At 47.6% G+C, this 19543-nt stretch carries 1 protein-coding gene and 1 pseudogene; both read left to right on the forward strand.

What is annotated here, in order from left to right; translation table 11 throughout:
• Positions 1 to 130 precede the first annotated feature (130 nt).
• A pseudogene (tycC, locus tag ACQ5DJ_RS03835) lies at positions 131 to 5979 on the forward strand (tyrocidine non-ribosomal peptide synthetase TycC); the annotation flags it as partial.
• Positions 5962 to 19539 (forward strand): amino acid adenylation domain-containing protein, encoded by a 13578-nt coding sequence (locus tag ACQ5DJ_RS03840; RefSeq protein WP_429841308.1) that lies wholly within the window; start codon positions 5962 to 5964, stop codon positions 19537 to 19539. The pseudogene tycC and the gene ACQ5DJ_RS03840, both read left to right, overlap by 18 nt.
• Positions 19540 to 19543: the final 4 nt, after the last annotated feature.

Genomic DNA, 19543 nt, shown 5'->3' on the forward strand with positions numbered 1-19543 from the left:
TAAAAGCTAGGACATTTCGCTTTTGTTGGAGGAACCCTCTTTATATCGATAAATCACAGAGTTGAGGTGCAGAATGAATAAGCAGGAGAATATTGCAAAAATTTATCCGTTAACCCCATTGCAAGAGGGTATGTTGTTTCATGCTGTCAAAGATACAGACAGCAGCGCCTACTGCCTCCAGATGTCCGCAAAGCTACAAGGTGATTTTCACCTGCCCATTTTTGAAGAGAGCATGAATAAGCTAGTAGAGAACAATGAAGTTTTGCGCACTGTGTTTGTTTATCAAAACCTGCAGCGACCTCGACAGGTTGTTTTTAAAGAGAGAAAAGTTACCGTTCATTTCGAAAATATTGCGCATTTGCCAATAGATGATCAGAACGAATACATAAAAGCGTATACCAGCCAGCATCATACGTTTGAGCTGACGAAAGATGTCTTGATGAAAGCAGCCATTTTCCAATCGGGGGAGAGCCAGTATCAGTTTGTTTGGGCATTCCACCATATCATCGTCGACGGTTGGTCTTTGGGCGTATTGCTTCATAAGTTGCTCGGGTACTATGCCGCAATTCGTAAGGGTGAGGCTGTTCCGCGGGAAGCGACCAAACCATACAGCGAATATATCAAATGGCTGGATAAGCAAAACAAAGAAGAAGCACTTACTTACTGGCAGAACTACCTGGAAGGCTATGACCATCAGGCTGATTTCCCTAAAAAGAAGAATGTAGCAGAGGATGGCATTTATATACATGTGGAGAATCTTTTCACCGTCGCGCCTGAGAAGACTCAGCAGCTGATGCAGATTGCTAATCAGAATCAGGCTACGATGAGCAGTGTGTTTCAATCTCTCTGGGGTATTTTGGCGAGCAAGTACAAAAATTCAGACGATGTGGTATTCGGTTCGGTTGTATCAGGTCGTCCGCCAGGGATTCAGGGGATTGAGAGTATGGTTGGATTGTTCATTAATACGATTCCAACCCGCGTGCAAACGAACAGAAAACAAACCTTCAGTGGTCTGCTAAAAACAGTTCAGAAGCAAGCCTTGGCTTCTGCTTCTTATGATTTCGCTCCGCTGTACGAAATTCAGAGCAAGACGGTACTGAAACAGGAGTTAATCGATCATTTGGTAACGTATGAAAACTACCCGGATAGTGGCTTGAATGATCTGGAGGATTCCCTAGGCTTTCAATTCAACGTGGAAAATGGGGAAGAACAGACCTCCTATGATTTTAACGTTGTAGTAGCGGTCGCACCTTCGAATGAGATGTATGTGAAGTTGAGCTATAATGCAGCGGTTTATGAAGAGTCATTCATGAACCGAATAGAAGGGCACTTGAAAACGATCATAGAGCAGGTCATTCACAATCCGAATGTACTGCTTGAAAATATCGGAATCATCACGGATGAGGAAAAACAGCAATTGTTGGTAGCTTATAACGACACGACCGCCGATTATCCACGCGACAAAATGATTTTCGAGCTGATCGCGGAGCAAGCAAGACAGACGCCTTCAAAAGTTGCGGTTGTTTGCGGTGAAGATCGCCTTACTTACCAAGAGCTTCAGGAGCGTTCCAACCAGTTGGCCAGAGCTCTGCGTGGGAAAGGAATTACCCAAGGAAGTATCGTCTCCATTATGGCGGAGCATTCACTCGAGTTGATCGTGGCTATTATGGCAGTTCTAAAATCAGGTGGCGCCTATTTGCCGATTGATCCCGAGTATCCGATAGAGAGAATTCAGTATTTACTGGATGACAGTCAGACGACGATTCTCATGACGCAGTCTCATCTTCAGGAAAAAGTCGAGTTTGAAGGTGATATCCTCTACCTAGACAATCCTTCCTTGTTTGAAGGAGACAGTACGGATCTTGACACAGCAGCATGCACATCGGACGATTTGGCGTACATGATCTATACTTCCGGGTCCACGGGGAATCCAAAAGGTGCGATGATTACTCACCAAGGTCTAGTCAATTACATTTGGTGGGCTAACAAGGAGTATGTCCAAGGGGAAGCTGTAGACTTTCCACTATACTCTTCCATTTCGTTTGATTTGACGGTCACCTCGATCTTCACGCCGCTTCTGTCAGGCAATACGATCTATGTCTACAGAGGAACAGATAAAGTACAGGTCATTTTAGACATCATCCAAGATAATCAAGTGGGAATCATCAAGCTAACGCCAACACATTTGAAGCTAATTGAAGAAATAGATGGAACAAACAGCAGCATCCGACGCTTTATTGTCGGTGGTGAGAACTTGCCAACCCAATTGGCGAAGAGAATCTATGAGAACTTTGGACAGAATGTCAAGATTTTCAATGAGTATGGACCTACCGAAACGGTTGTAGGTTGCATGATTTATTTGTATGACCCTAAAAAAACCATCCAAGAATCGGTACCAATCGGAGTCCCTGCAGACAACGTCCAGCTTTATTTGCTCGATTCCTCTATGCAGCCGATACCTGTTGGTTCCATTGGCGAGATGTATATATCTGGAGATGGCGTAGCCAAAGGATATTTCAATAGACCAGAGCTGACCGAGGAAAAGTTCATCGATAATCCGTTCCGTCCGGGGACTAAAATGTATCGAACAGGCGACCTGGCGAAATGGCTGCCGGATGGCAATATGGAATACTTGGGAAGAATCGACCATCAAGTCAAAATTCGTGGGCATCGGATTGAGATGGGCGAAATTGAGACGCGTTTGACGCAGCATGAATGGATCAAGGAAGCCGTCGTCATCGCTGACAAGGATGACAGTAGTCAAAATGTGCTCTTTGCCTACATTGTTTCCGAGCAGGAGTTGACCGTATCGGAATTGAGAGAGCATCTCGGAAGTACGCTTCCTTCCTACATGATCCCGTCCTTCTTTGTCCGTTTGGAGGAAATTCCGCTGACAGCCAATGGAAAAGTAGAGCGGAAGAAATTGCCGAAGCCTGACGGTGCAGTTGTAACGGGAACAGCGTACGTCGCACCTCAGAATGAAACGGAAACAAAATTGGCTGAGATTTGGCAGCAGGCCCTGGGGGTTAGCCGTGTAGGTGTTCACGATCATTTCTTTGATTTGGGCGGACATTCACTGAAGGCTATGACAGTCATCTTTCAAGTCTCTAAAGCGTTGGAAGTGGATTTGCCAGTAAAGGCACTGTTCGAGAATCCGACCGTATCCCAACTCGCTACTTTTATCTCGAAATCGGGGAAAAGCAAGTACACAGCTATTCAACCGGTTGCGGTAAAAGAATTTTATCCCGTATCTTCTGCTCAAAAAAGAATGTACATCCTTCAGCAATTTGAAGGAAGTGGCATCAGCTATAACATTTCGGGAGCAATGTTGCTGGAAGGAAAGCTAGATTACAATCGTTTTGCTAGCACGGTCCAACGACTGGCGGAGCGCCATGAAGCCTTGCGCACCTCCTTCCACCGTATCGATGGTGAGCCTGTACAGAAAGTGCATGAAGAGGTAGAAGTACCAATCCTGATGCTGAAGTCTACGGAAGACAAGGCGGAGCAGATCATGCGCGATTTTGTCCGTCCATTTGACCTCGGAATCGCTCCGTTGATTCGAACAGGCTTGGTCAAGTTGGGCAAAGACCGTCATTTGTTCCTGCTAGACATGCACCATATTATCTCGGACGGTGTTTCGTCCCAAATTTTGCTGAGTGAATTTGCTAAATCGTATCAAGGGGAAGCCTTGCAGCCTCTTTCTCTCCAATACAAGGATTTCGCTGCCTGGCAAAATGAGCTGTTCCAGACGGACGTGTACAAGAAGCAGGAGCTCCACTGGCTTAATACGTTTGCTGATGAAATTCCTTTGCTTAATCTGCCGACTGATTATTCGCGTCCAACCATCCAAAGCTTTGAAGGGGATCTTGTTCTTTTTGACACAGGAAAAGAATTGACTGAGCGTTTGCGCAAGGTAGCAGCAGATACGGGGACAACTCTGTATATGGTCTTGCTCGCGGCTTACCATGTACTGCTGTCCAAGTATTCCGGGCAAGAGGATATCATTGTGGGTACGCCTGTCGCTGGTCGTTCTCATGCCGATGTGGAAAACATCATGGGGATCTTTGTGAATACGTTGGCGATGAGAAATCATCCTGCGAGCGACAAAACCTTTACCCACTTCTTGCAAGAAGTGAAACAAAATGCGCTGGCGGCTTATGACAATCAGGATTATCCATTTGAAGAGCTGGTAGAAAAGCTGGCAATTCAACGTGACATTAGCCGAAATCCTTTGTTTGACACCATGTTTTCTTTGGAAAATGCGAATCAGCAGTCGCTGGAAATCGAGCAGCTGACAGCAGCTCCGTATGAGATATTTAACAAAATTTCGAAGTTCGATCTTGCTTTGAATGCGAGTGAATCACAGTCTGACATTCAATTCCAATTCGCATTTGGAACGAAGCTGTTCAAGAAAGAAACCATTCAAAGAATGGCCCATCATTATCTGGAAATCCTGCGTACCCTTAGTGCACAACCGAATGCCAAGTTAGCAGAAATCGACATGATGACAGAAGCAGAAAAACGTGCTCTCATTCTGAACGTCAACGATACTTTTGTCGAACGATCCGCTGATCAGGTTTTGCACCAATTGTTTGAAGAGCAAGTATTGCTTACGCCAGATCAAGTTGCTGTAGTCTATGACGGATACACTTTGACCTATCGACAGTTGAACGCCCGAGCCAATCAAGTAGCTCGTTTGCTGCGGAGCAAAGGAACGCAACCAGACACGTTGATCGGAATTATGGTAGACCGTTCCATTGAGATGGTCGTGAGCATGTTGGCCGTGTTAAAAGCAGGTGGGGCGTATACGCCAATTGACCCTACCTACCCGCCAGAAAGAATCCAATACATGCTCAGCGACAGCAAAGCTCCGATTCTTCTGACGCAGCGTCATCTGAAAGAGACAGTAGAGTATGCAGGTGAAATCATCGACGTAGACGATGAAGCGATTTATGCAGGTGACGACACCAATCTTGACCATATCTCTGGCAGGGATGACTTGGCCTATGTCATCTATACATCTGGTTCGACCGGAAATCCCAAAGGGGTTATGATCGAACATCAAGCCATTTGCAATCACATGCTTTGGATGAAGAATGCCTTCCCACTGACTACAGAGGATGCAGTCTTGCAAAAAACGCCGTTTCCTTCGATGCTTCCGTATGGGAATTTTATTTACCACTAATCACGGGGGGACGCCTGGTCCTTGCAAAGCCAGACGGACATCGTGACATCGAGTATATGACTCGCATGATCAGCGAGGAGAAGATCACGACTTTACAGATGGTTCCTTCCTTGCTGGACCTGATCATGACCGACCCGGGATGGAGCTCTTGCACGAGCTTGCAACGCGTTTTCTGCGGTGGAGAAGCATTGGCACCTGCACTTGTTTCGCGCTTTTACCAGACGCAAACGGCACAGTTAATTAATCTCTATGGCCCTACAGAATCCACAATTGATGCGACATTCTGGATTTGCCCTCGGTTGCCGGAGTATGGCGTGATTCCTATTGGCAAACCGATTGATAACGTCCGTTTGTACGTCGTAAATGCGAGCAATCAGCTCCAGCCTGTAGGGGTTGCAGGAGAATTGTGCATTGCTGGCGATGGTTTGGCACGTGGCTACTGGAAGCGTGAAGAACTGACAACAGCCAGCTTCATTGACAATCCGTTTGAGCCAGGTAGCAGGATGTACCGTACTGGCGACATGGTAAGATACCTAGCCGACGGCAACGTGGAGTATCTCGGACGCATCGACCATCAGGTCAAAATCAGAGGCCACCGGATCGAACTGGGTGAGATCGAAGCAAGGCTTTTGCAACATGAATGGATAAAAACGGCCATTGTCATCGCCCGTCCAGATGAAAATGGGCAAAACAACTTGTACGCCTACATCGTTTCTGATCAGGAAATCAAGACAGCCGATCTGAGAGCTTACATGGCTTCCCATTTGCCATCTTATATGGTTCCTTCTTATTTTGTTTATTTGGAGAAGCTGCCGCTCACGGCAAATGGCAAAGTAGATCGCAAAGCATTGCCTCAACCGGAGGGAGCATCCTCATCCGAAGCAGAGTATATAGCGCCGCGCAATGAAGTGGAAGCCACGCTCGCAGAAATTTGGCAAAGTGTACTTGGCGTGAACCAAATCGGGGTACACGATCATTTCTTCGAGTTGGGCGGACACTCCTTGAAGGCGATGAACGTCATCTCTTTGATCCATCGCACCCTGCATGTAGATGTGCCGTTGAAAACATTGTTTGAATCGCCTACGATCGCTGACTTGTCGACATACATCGCGACTGCTAGCAAAGGCAAGTATACGACGATTGAACCTATCCAAAAGCAGGAGTATTACTCGGTGTCTTCTGCACAAAAGAGAATGTTTATTCTCCGACAAATGGAAGGTGCAGGCATCAGCTACAACATGCCGGGCATCCTGTACATCGATGGCAATCTGGATACAGAGCGTTTGCAGCAAGCGCTCAAAAGTCTGGTGAGACGTCATGAATCTCTGCGTACTTCGTTCCACTCCATGAAAGGAGAGACTGTTCAGCGCGTACATGAAGATGTCGAACTGGAAATCTCGCTGATGGAGTCAACAGAGGGAGAGCTCAAACAAATCGTCGAGCAATTTATTCAACCGTTTGATTTGGAAAAAGCGCCACTGATTCGCGCTGGACTGGTCAAACTGGCTCCAGAACGCCATCTTTTCATGCTGGATTTGCACCATATTGTGGTGGATGGTGTATCTATTGGCATTCTGGTTCAAGAGCTGGCTCAGCTTTACCACGGGGAAGACCTGCCAGAACTGAGCATTCAGTACAAGGACTTTGCCCATTGGCAGAATCAATGGATCGAGACGGAAGAGTTTGCTTCGCAGGAAGCCTATTGGATCGATAGCTTTACGGGAGAAATTCCTGTATTGAATCTTGCAACGGATTATCCGAGACCTTCTGTGAAAAGCTTCGAGGGTGAGCGATTTGTTTTCAGCTCCGGTGCCCTTTTGAAAAAAGAATTGAATCGACTTGCCCATGGTACAGGAGCTACGCTCTACATGGTTCTGTTGGCTGCCTACAATGTACTTCTCTCCAAATACGCTGGACAAGAGGACATTATCGTTGGTGCACCTACTGCTGGCAGGTCCCATGCAGAAACGGATTCGATTATAGGTATGTTTGTCAATACACTGGCATTGCGAAATGAGCCTATGGGGGATAAGACCTTCCTTAGCTTTTTGGCAGAAGTGAAGAACAATACGCTGAAAGCCTTTGAGAATCAGGATTATCCACTGGATGAGCTGATCGATAAGCTGAACATTCAACGGGATCTGAGCCGCAATCCTTTGTTTGACACCGTATTTATCTTGCAAAATATGGATCAGAAGCCGTTCGAAATGGAGCAACTGTCGTTTACACCCTATATGGCAGACGTGAATCAGGCCAAGTTTGATCTGTCATTAGAGGCGTACGAAGAAGAAGAGGAAATCATCTTTAGCCTTGATTACTGCACCAAATTGTTTACACGAAAAACGATTGAAAAAATAGCGGCACATTTCATTCGAATCCTTCATGCCGTTATTGAGCAACAAGCTATTACTTTGTCCGAAATCACGATGCTGTCCGATGAAGAAAAGCATCGCTTGTTAGTAGAATTCAACCATACACAGAAGGAATATCCACAGAACAAGACACTCCATGAGCTATTTGAGGAGCAGGTGGAAAAAACACCACAGGTTGCTGCGGTTGAAATCGGCGATAAGCTGATGTCCTATCACGAACTGAATGAGCGAGCAAACCAGCTTGCAGTTACCTTGCGTGAACGGGGAGTAAAGGCTAACCAATTCGTAGGAATCATGGCAAACCGTTCGGTGGAAATGGTTGTGGGAATCATGGCCATTTTGAAAGCAGGTGGAGCCTACGTGCCTATCGATCCCGAATATCCGGAAGATCGTGTGGCCTACATGCTGGAGGATTGCGAAGCCCGTCTGGTGCTTACCCAAAAACATCTTGGAGCTAAGCTGGCTTCTAGTGTGAGCGTGGAATGCCTGTATCTGGAGGAGGAGAAGAACTATTCTCCCAACCGTTCGAATCTCGAGCCGATTCAAACCGCTTCCGATTTGGCTTATGTCATCTACACATCAGGGACAACAGGCAAGCCAAAAGGAGTAATGATCGAGCATCGTGGCATCGTCAACAGCGTGCTGTGGAAGAAAGAGGAGTATCAGTTTAGTGTCGATGATAGAAGTCTGGTACCCCTATCCTTTGCGTTTGATGCCTTTGTTCTTTCCTTCTTTACACCGATCCTTTCCGGTTCAACCGTCGTCTTGGCGGAGGATGAAGAAGCCAAAGACCCTGTATCGCTCAGAAACCTCATTGCAGCTACGAGATGCACCCAAATGACATGCGTGCCAAGTTTGTTCCAAGCTATATTGGAATGCGGTTCTGCTGCGGATATCAGCTCCCTGCAAACTGTCACACTTGGAGGCGAAAAAGTATCTGCTCAGCTCGTTGAGAAGAGCAATCAGCAGAATCCGCAATTGGTCATCGTCAATGAATATGGTCCGACAGAAAGCAGTGTCGTCGCCACCTGGCAGCGAATTTCGCAACTGGATTATGCGATAACGATCGGACGTCCCATTGCCAATACCAGCATCTATATCGTGGACAAATCCCATCAGCTACAGCCAATCGGCGTCGTCGGGGAAATTTGCATTGGTGGCCACGGTTTGGCACGCGGATATTGGAACAAGCCGGAACTCACAGCAGAGAAGTTCGTTTCCCATCCTTATTTGGAAGGCGAGCGCATGTACAAGACTGGCGATCTAGGAAAGTGGCTCCCTGACGGAACGATTGATTTTGTCGGTCGCTTGGATGAACAGGTAAAAGTAAGGGGATATCGGATTGAAATCGGCGAGATTGAGTCGGTTATGCTCTCCTTTGAAAAGCTGACTTCGGCTGTCGTGATTGTCCATGAGGACCAACAGGGCCAAGCGGCGCTTGCTGCTTATTACACGGCGGAAGAAAAGCTTGAAGTCTCGAATCTGTGGTCGTATCTGTCGCAAAGCTTGCCATCTTACATGATTCCTACGTACTTGGTCCAGCTCGATCTTCTTCCGCTTACGCCTAATGGAAAGATCGACAGGAAAGCCTTGCCAAAACCAGAAGGCAGACCTGTAACGGGAGCAGAATATGTGGCGCCAGCAAGTCCTGTGGAAAGCAGTCTGGTAGAGATTTGGGAACGTGTGCTTGGGGTAAACGACATCGGTGTTCTCGACAACTTCTTCCAGCTAGGCGGGCATTCCTTGAAAGCCATGTCGCTCGCCGCACAGATCCATCGAGAGTATCAGGTCGAGCTTCCACTCAGAGTACTCTTTGCGACACCTACCATCCAGGCATTGGCACAGTATATCGAGACAAGTGGAAAAGACACACATGTACCGATTCAGCCTGTACCGTGGCAAGCGTATTATCCTGTTTCCTCTGCACAAAAAAGGATGTTTGTCCTACGCCAGTTTGAAGGCACCGGCACAGTCTATAACATGCCAAGCGTCATGTTTATCGAAGGCGATCTAGATCGTGCACGCTTTGAAACTGCGATACATGGGCTAATCAAGCGACATGAATCGTTGCGGACATCCTTCTACACAGTGAATGGCGAGCCTGTTCAGCGTGTACATGAGGCAGTCGAACTGGATGTGCGTTATGAGGAATTGACGGAAGACCAAGTCGAACAGACCATCGAATCATTTGTGCAACCATTTGATCTACAACAGGCTCCGTTGTTGAGGGTCGGACTCTTCAGCTTGGGAGAGAAGCGACATCTCTTCCTGATGGATATGCATCACATCATTTCGGATGGAGTCTCTGTCGGAATCATCATGGAAGAATTCTCGAAGCTGTATCGAAACGAAAAATTGCCAGAGCTGGCTGTTCAATACAAAGATTTTGCTGTCTGGCAGTCTGAGCTATTCCAAACAGACATCTATACAAAGCACGAGAACTACTGGTTGAAGTCATTTGCGGGTGACATTCCGGTACTGAATCTGCCCGCCGATTATTCTCGCCCGCTGGTTCAAAGCTTTGAAGGAGATTGCATTTCGTTCCAAACAGACAAAACGTTGATGGACGATTTATACAAGCTCGCTCATGAGAACCAAACCACGCTGTTTATGGTCTTGCTAGCGGCTTACAATGTGCTCCTTTCCAAATACAGCGGACAAGAAGACATCGTAGTGGGAACGCCGATCGCTGGCAGATCTCATGTGGATGTAGAAAAAGTCTTGGGGATGTTTGTCAATACAATGGCTTTGCGTAACTACCCTGACGGCACGAAATCGTTCCAGGCATTTCTGGAAGATGTCAAACAGAATACGCTGCAAGCATACGCCCACCAGGATTATCCGTTTGAAGCACTGGTCGAAAAACTGGAAATCCAGAGGGATCTCAGCAGAAACCCGCTGTTTGACACCATGTTTATTTTGCAAAACCTGGACAAAAAAGCTTATGAGCTGGATGGGCTGAAATTTGAAGCCTACTCCGGAGATGGGCAGCAAGGCAACGCCAAATTCGATCTCACACTGGAAGCGCATGAAGATGAGACAGGAATTCATTTTGGTCTCGTGTACTCCACGAAATTGTTCGAGAGAGACACGATGGAAAGAATGGCGGGTCATTTCCTCGAGGTGCTTCGAGGAGTCATTGCAGACCAAACAGCGGCGTTGCGTGAAATTAACTTGCTCGGTGAGGAAGAAAAACACCTTGTAACTGTTGCATTTAACAACACGGTTGCCGCGTATCCACACGAAAGCACGATTCAAGAGCTGTTCGAGGAGCAAGTGGAAAGAACGCCCGAGCATACGGCAGTTGTGATGAACGAACAGATGCTGACGTATCGGGAGCTGAACCAAAAAGCGAATCAGATCGCAAGTGCTCTTCGCCGCGAGGAAATCGGGAAAGATTCCGTGGTCGGACTGATTGCAGATCGTTCTCTCGAGATGATCACAGGTATCATGGGGATCATCAAAGCGGGAGGTGCCTACCTGGGGATTGATCCAGAGCATCCATCCGAGCGCATTTCTTACATGCTCGAAGATGGTGGCGTGAAGGTTGTCCTTGTGCAAAGACATCTGTTGCATCTCGTTGAAGAAGGTCTCATTCCAATCATTTTAGAAGACGAGAGCCTGGAGCAAGAAGATGCCAGCAACCTGACCAATTTCAATGACGCCAAAGACTTGGCCTATGTGATGTACACGTCGGGTTCAACGGGCAAACCAAAAGGAGTCATGGTCGAGCATCGTAATGTCACCCGATTGGTGATAAATACGAATTACGTTCAAGTACGCGAAGAAGATCGCATGATTCAAACGGGCGCTATTGGATTTGACGCTATGACGTTTGAGATTTTCGGAGCTCTGTTGCATGGTGCTAGCTTGTTCCTCGTGAGCAAGGATGTCCTGTTGGATGCGGAGAAGCTGGGCAGCTTCCTACGAGAGAATCGGATTACAACGATGTGGTTAACTTCACCACTGTTTAACCAGCTTTCGCAAGACAACCCGGCGATGTTTGATGGCTTGCGTGCGTTAATCGTCGGTGGCGAAGCACTGTCACCGAGACACATCAACAAAGTTAACAGTGCCCATCCGGCTTTGGAAATTTGGAACGGATATGGCCCGACAGAGAACACAACTTTCTCTACATGCTATTTGATTGAGAAGGAATTCGAAGACAATATTCCGATTGGGAAGCCGATCACGAACTCCACTGCTTATATCGTGGATCGCTACAATCAGCCGCAGCCAATTGGGGTGCCTGGTGAATTGTGCGTAGGTGGAGACGGGGTAGCCAGAGGCTATTTGAACAAGCCAGAATTGGCTGCCGAGAAGTTTGTCCCGAATCCGTTTGTTTCTGGTGAAACCATGTACCGCACAGGGGATTTGGCGAGATGGAAGGCGGATGGAACGATTGAGTATTTGGGACGTATCGACCAACAGGTAAAGATCAGAGGCTATCGGATCGAGCTTGGGGAAATCGAGACTGTTCTCACCAATCTGGCAAAGGTAAAAGAAGCTGTCGTCACGGTGATGGATGATACGAACGGCCAAAAAGCTCTTTGCGCCTATTTTGTTCCAGAAACGGAACTCGACGCAGCAGAGTTGAGAGAAGCGATTTCCAAAGAATTGCCTAGCTACATGGTGCCAGCCTTCTATGTCCAAATGGATAAACTGCCTTTGACTGCAAACGGAAAGCTCGATCGCAGAGCATTGCCTGAACCAACTGGTGATCGGGTTCAAAGCTCCACATATGTCGCTCCACAAAACGCGACTGAGACGAAGCTGGCTGAAATTTGGCAAGAGGTACTGGGTATTCATGCGATAGGCATTCACGACAACTTCTTTGAACTAGGCGGACATTCCCTGAAGGCCATGAATGTGATCACGCAGGTGCACAAAGCATTTCAGGTAGAGCTTCCGTTAAAAGCACTGTTTGAATCTCCTACGATCCACGAACTGGCTGCCTATATCATCGCGAGTGAGATGGAACAGTTCGAGACGATTCAACCAGTAGAGCAAGCAGACTTTTATCCAGTCTCGTTCGCTCAAAAAAGAATGTACATCCTGCATGAGTTTGAAGGAAGCGGGATCAGCTACAACGTGCCAAATGTGCTGATAATAGATGGCCATCTGGATTACGAACGCTTTGAACATGCGATCCGAACACTGGTAAAACGACATGAATCCTTGCGAACATCCTTCCATTCGATAAACGGGGAACCCGTACAACGAGTCCATGAGGATGTCACGCTGCTCATCGGTATTTCCGAGGCGACAGAAGACCAAGTAGAGCAACGCATTCAGGAGTTAGTACAGCCGTTTGATCTGGAAGTGGCTCCACTGTTCCGAGTTGACTTGATCAAACTGGGAGCAGAACGACATTTGTTCTTCATGGATATGCACCACATCATCTCGGATGGCGTATCGCTTGCAGTCATCGCCAAAGAGTTTGCGAGCTTGTACGAAGAAAAGCAGCTCCCTGACATGCGCATCCAGTATAAAGATTTTGCTGCTTGGCAAACGAAGCTGTCCCAGTCTGAGCGTTTCCAAAAACAGGAGGATTATTGGACGAATGTCTTTGCAGGAGAGATCCCGTTACTCAACCTGCCAAATGACTTCCCTAGACCTACTGTTCAAAGCTTCGAAGGCGACACAGTAGCGATCAGTACAGGAAATGAATTGCTTGTGGAGTTGCGGAAGCTCGCTGCAAATACGGGCTCAACACTGTTCATGGTGCTTTTGGCAGCCTACAATGTGCTGCTGTCCAAATACGCAGGACAGGAAGAAATCGTAGTCGGCACACCGATTGCAGGTCGATCCCACGCAGATGTGGAACGAATCGTCGGTATGTTCGTCAACACGCTTGCTTTGAAAAATGTGGTAGGAGGCAACCTGACCTTCCGCGAGTTATTGGCTGACGTGAGACAAAATGCGCTACATGCGTTTGAATATCAGGATTATCCGTTTGAACATCTCGTAGATAAGCTGCAAGTGCGGCGCGATCTAAGCCGAAATCCGCTGTTCGATACGATGTTCAGTCTGGGGCTTGCGGACTCATCTGCATTAGAAATTGCAGGACTAAACATGTCCCCTTACCCGGTAGATGGCAAGATCGCGAAATTCGATATCGCTCTGGATGCGATGGAACAACAAGATGAGCTTCTCGTACAGTTCAGCTATTGCACGAAGTTGTTTGCAAAAGAATCGATCGATCGCATGGCAAATCATTACGTCAATCTTCTAAAGTCGATCATTACTAATCCAGATAGCAAGCTAGCAGAGATGAGTGTCTTGTCAAAAGATGAGATGGAGCAGATGCTGCATGATTTCAATGCAACAAAAGCCACTTATCCAACGAATAAAACGTTCCAAGATCTATTCGAAGAGCAGGTCGAAAAAACACCGAACCAGGTAGCGGTCATCTTCGAGGATGAACAGCTAACGTATCGGGAATTAAATGAAAAAGCAAACCAACTCGCACGTGTATTGCGCCAAAAGGGAGTCAAGCCAGAGAGCACGGTCGGTATCATGGTAGACCGCTCCTTGCACATGGTAGTAGGGACACTCGGTATTTTGAAAGCCGGCGGCGCCTACGTTCCGATTGATCCAGACTATCCATTGGAACGTCAAGCATTCATTTTGGAAGATAGCAATGCGAAGCTGTTCCTTACTTTGAAAAAGTTGAATACGCAGCTTGCATTCCCTCACGAAACACTCTATCTGGATGCAGAGGGGCTGTCTCAGGGAGAAGCGAGCAATCTGGAGCCTGTGGCACTGCCGGAACACGCCGCTTACATCATTTATACTTCCGGTACGACTGGCAAGCCAAAAGGGGTCGTGATCGAGCACCGGAGCTATGCGAATGTCGCGTTTGCCTGGCAGGATGAGTATCACTTGGACACTTTCCCAGTTCGCTTGCTGCAAATGGCGAGTTTCGCCTTCGACGTATCGACTGGCGATTTTGCCAGAGCATTGCTCACAGGAGGGCAGCTGGTCATTTGCCCGAATGAGGTCAAAATGGACCCTGCTTCCTTGTACGAAATCATCAAGCGGTATGAAATCACTATTTTCGAAGCGACACCAGCTTTGATCATGCCATTGATGCATTACATTTACGAAAACAAGCTCGACATCAGTCAGTTGAAGCTCCTGATTCTCGGAGCGGACAGTTGTCCAGCAGAAGACTTCAAGACCTTACTCGAGAGATTTAGCCATTCGTTACGCATTGTTAACAGTTATGGGGTAACAGAGGCGTGCATCGATTCCAGCTATTACGAAGAAACGGATGCCTCATCCATTCGCTCGGGAACGGTACCGATCGGAAAACCGTTGCCGAATATGCAGATGTATGTAATGGATCAACAATTGAATCTTCAGCCTGTTGGAGTCGTGGGTGAGTTGTGCATCGGTGGAGCAGGGGTCGCTCGGGGTTATTTGAACAGACCTGAGCTGACACTGGAGAAGTTCGTACCGAATCCATTCGCGCCAGGTGAGCTGCTGTATCGTTCGGGTGATTTGGCGAAGTGGCGCGCGGATGGAAATATGGAATTCCTGGGTCGTAACGATCATCAAGTGAAAATCAGGGGTGTCCGTATCGAGCTGGGCGAAATCGAGACACAGTTACGCAAGCTGGACGGAATCTTGGAAGCAGTCGTCATCGCAAGAGAGGATCACAGACAAGAAAAGTATTTATGCGCGTACATGGTGGCAGACCACGAGATCGACGCAGCACAATTACGTCAGGAATTGCTAAAGGAATTGCCTCAAGCGATGATTCCATCGTATTTCGTAACGCTTGAAGCGCTGCCGCTTACCGCAAATGGGAAGATCGACAGACGTTCCTTGCCAGTGCCGGATGTATCCATGCTTAGAACGACGGAGTACGTAGCACCTCGTACGGAATTGGAATCACAATTGGCCCGCGTTTGGGAACAAGTGCTGAATGTGGAGCAAGTAGGGATTCTGGATGATTTCTTTGAAATTGGCGGCCACTCCCTGCGTGCGATGAGTGTGATTTCGAGCATGCATAACGAATATCAAGTCGATATTCCGCTTCGTGTTTTGTTCGAAAAACCGACGATTCAGCGATTGGCTGCACACATCGAAGAGACAGCTAGAGGGTATGTCATTTCGATTCAATCAGCACCTGCGCAAGAGTATTATCCTGTTTCATCGGCTCAAAAGCGCATGTATATCCTCCATCAATTTGAGGGAGTCGGCATCAGCTACAATATGCCTTCGACCATGTTGATTGAAGGGAAGCTGGAACCGGAACGATTAGAGACAGCGTTCAAGCAGCTGATTGAGCGACATGAAAGTCTTCGTACATCTTTTGCCGTTGTAAATGGAGAACCTGTTCAGAAGATTCACGAGGAAGTTTCTTTTGAACTTTCGTATACAACGATCACAGAAGATCAGGCACAAGAGGTCCTTTCTTCCCTCGTTCAGCCATTCGATCTGGGGGTAGCGCCGTTGCTTCGCGTCCGTCTTCTGCATATCGGAGAAGATCGTCATGTGCTCTTTACCGACATGCATCATAGCATTTCCGACGGTGTATCTTCTGGTATTCTTCTGACTGATTTAGTGCAGCTGTACCAAGGGGAAGTTTTGCCAGAGCTGCGAATCCAGTACAAGGACTTCTCTGTATGGCAACAGGAGCTTTTCCAATCCGAGGCCTTCAACAAGCAAGAAGAGTACTGGGCTCAAGTGTTTGCAGACGAAATTCCCGTGCTAAACCTGCAAACGGATTTCACCCGACCAAGCATTCAAAATTTCGCAGGGGATCAGTATTCAATCGGAACTGGTAAACAACTCATGGAAGGCTTGAACCAGCTGGCTCGAGAAACGGGAACGACGCTGTACATGGTTCTCCTCGCGACGTACAACGTACTGCTTTCCAAGTACTCTGGGCAGGAGGACATCATCGTCGGCACACCGATTACAGGCAGATCCCATGCTGAATTAGAATCAATCGTCGGTATGTTTGTAAACACATTGGCGATGAGAAACAAGCCGCATGCTGGGAAAACATTCACCGAGCTGTTGCTGGAAGTCAAGCAGAATGCACTGGACGCTTACGCTCATCAGGATTATCCGTTTGAAGAGCTGGTGGAAAAACTCGACATTCCACGAGACTTAAGCAGAAACCCACTCTTCGACACGATGTTTACTGTACAGAACAACACGGATGAGTCCATCGACCTGCCCGGGTTGACACTTGCTCCTTTCATGACTGATCAGGCTGGCAACCATTCCAAATTTGATTTGACGTTGATTGCCACTGAAGAGCGTGAAGAGATCAGTATTGGTGTGGAGTACAGCACAAGCTTGTTTACGCGAGAGACGATTGAACGTTTAAGCAACCACTTCATGGCTATTGCCCAAATCGTTGTGCAAAATCCGCATATCCGCTTGAGTGAGATCGACATGCTCAGGACGGAGGAGAAGCAGCAAATTTTCGAGCAGTTCAATGATACAGCTGTCAGCTATGTACAAGACAAAACGCTGCATCAATTATTCGAAGTACAAGTCGCGAAGACGCCAGATCAGGAAGCTATTCTTTTTAACGGTCAGTCACTGACGTACAGCGAGCTCAATGAGCGGGCCAACAGACTGGCAAGAGTTCTACGCACCAAAGGAATTGGACCTGATCGTCTTGTAGCAGTCATGGCGGAGCGTTCACCAGAGATGATCATTGGCATCCTCGGTATTTTAAAGGCAGGCGGTGCCTATGTTCCGATCGACCCGGCGTATCCGCAAGAACGCATTCAGTACTTGCTGGAGGATAGCAAAGCAGCACTGCTCCTCTGCCAATCTGATCTGTCAGAACTATTGTCTCGTGTGTCGAGCGGGCTTGACTGGCTTGATCTGAACGCAGAGCATGACGTCGAGATGGATGGCGCCAATCTCGCATCACTCAATCAACCGACTGATCTCGCGTATGTGATCTATACATCGGGGACGACTGGTAAGCCGAAGGGCGTCATGATTCCACATCGGGGAATCGTCAATTGCTTGCAGTGGAGAAGAGATGAGTATGGATTTGGACAGGGAGACAAGGCGTTGCAGGTATTCTCTTTTGCCTTCGATGGGTTTGTAGCCAGCTTGTTCGCTCCGCTTCTCGGTGGTGCTACATGCGTCTTGCCGAGAGAGGAAGAAGCCAAAGATCCGGTAGCGTTGAAAAAGCTGATTGCCTCATCGGGAGTCACACATTATTACGGTGTACCGAGTCTATTCCAAGCGATTCTGGATTGCTCAACTGCTGCAGATTTCACTCCTCTGCGTTGCGTAACATTGGGAGGCGAGAAGCTACCTGCGCAGCTTGTGCAAAAAACGAAAGAAAAGCATCCAGCAATCGAGATCAACAATGAGTACGGTCCGACCGAAAACAGCGTCGTCACCACCATTTCTCGTTCGATCGAAGTAGGGCAAGACATCACAATTGGACGACCGCTTGCCAATGTCCAGGTTTATATCGTAGATACACAACATCACTTGCAGCCGATCGGCGTAGTGGGAGAGCTATGCATCGGAGGACCCGGACTTGCTAGAGGTTATTTGAATAAACCAGAGCTCACACAAGAGAAGTTCGTTTTGAATCCGTTTGTACCAGGAGAGCTCATGTATAAAACGGGTGACTTGGTGAAATGGCGGACAGATGGCACGATCGATTACATCGGTCGGGCTGACGAACAGGTGAAGGTGAGAGGGTATCGCATCGAGATAGGGGAAATCGAGAGTACCATACTCGCTTACGATGGCATCGATCAAGCAGTGGTGGTTGTGCAAGAGGATGACGTAACGGCCGGACAGTATCTTTGCGCCTATCTGGTCACAGCAGCAGAGGTATCCATTTCTGAGCTGAGAAGGCATTTGGCGAAGGAACTGCCTGCTTACATGGTCCCAAGCTATTTTGTCCAATTGGATCAACTGCCACTTTCGGCCAATGGAAAAGTGGATCGCAAAGCGTTGCCGAAGCCACAGTCCTCAGATGCGACCACACGTGAGTTCGTGGCACCAAGAACTGTGATCGAGCATCAATTGGCATCCATTTGGCAGGAAGTTTTGGGGATCGAACCGATCGGCATCACTGACCATTTCTTTGAACTAGGCGGACATTCTTTGAAAGCAACGCTGCTGGTTGCAAAGATGTATGAGCACATGCAGATTGAACTGCCGTTGAACCTCATCTTCCAGCATCCAACCATTGAGAAGGTAGCGGATTTCATCACGCACAAGAACTTTGAGGGCAACTACGGAAGTGCCATTCTCTTAAATGAAGAGACGGCGAGAAAGGTATTCAGCTTTACACCAATTGGTGCCCAAAGTGTCTACTACCAGAAGCTTGCTGATGAAATCAAGGGCGTTTCCCTGTATAGCTTTGATTTCATCGAAGAAGAAAATCGACTTGAGCAGTACATCGAAGCCATCGTGGCGATTGATCCAAAAGGTCCGTATACGCTCATGGGATATTCATCAGGAGGCAATCTGGCGTTTGATGTTGCAAAAGAACTGGAGAATCAAGGATATGTCGTGACCGACCTCATCTTGTTCGATTCGTACTGGAAAGACAAGGTGATGGAGAGGACTCTGGCGGAAACAGAGAGTGACATTGCCCAGTTATTTGCCGAAATTGGAGAAAACATCGAGATGTTCAACATGACACAAGAAGACTTCAATTTGTACGCTGCCAATGAATTCGTCAAGCAGAGCTTCATTCGAAAAACGGTCAGCTACGTCATGCACCACAATCAACTGATCAATTCGGGTGCAACAAACGCAGCGATCCATCTCATTCAATCAGAGCTGGAATCGGGCGAGGATGATCTAGTCGCAGTCAAATGGAATGAAGCCGCTTGGGCACAGGCTACAAAACGACTGATGACGTACGAAGGATACGGAATCCACTCCAGAATGTTGGGCGGAAATTACGTGTCGATGAATGCCTCCATCCTCCGAGACATTTTGCAAGAACTGTTCATTCTGAAATAAGATC

It is taken from the genome of Brevibacillus sp. FIR094, from assembly GCF_050477165.1.
In the GTDB taxonomy this organism is placed as follows: domain Bacteria; phylum Bacillota; class Bacilli; order Brevibacillales; family Brevibacillaceae; genus Brevibacillus.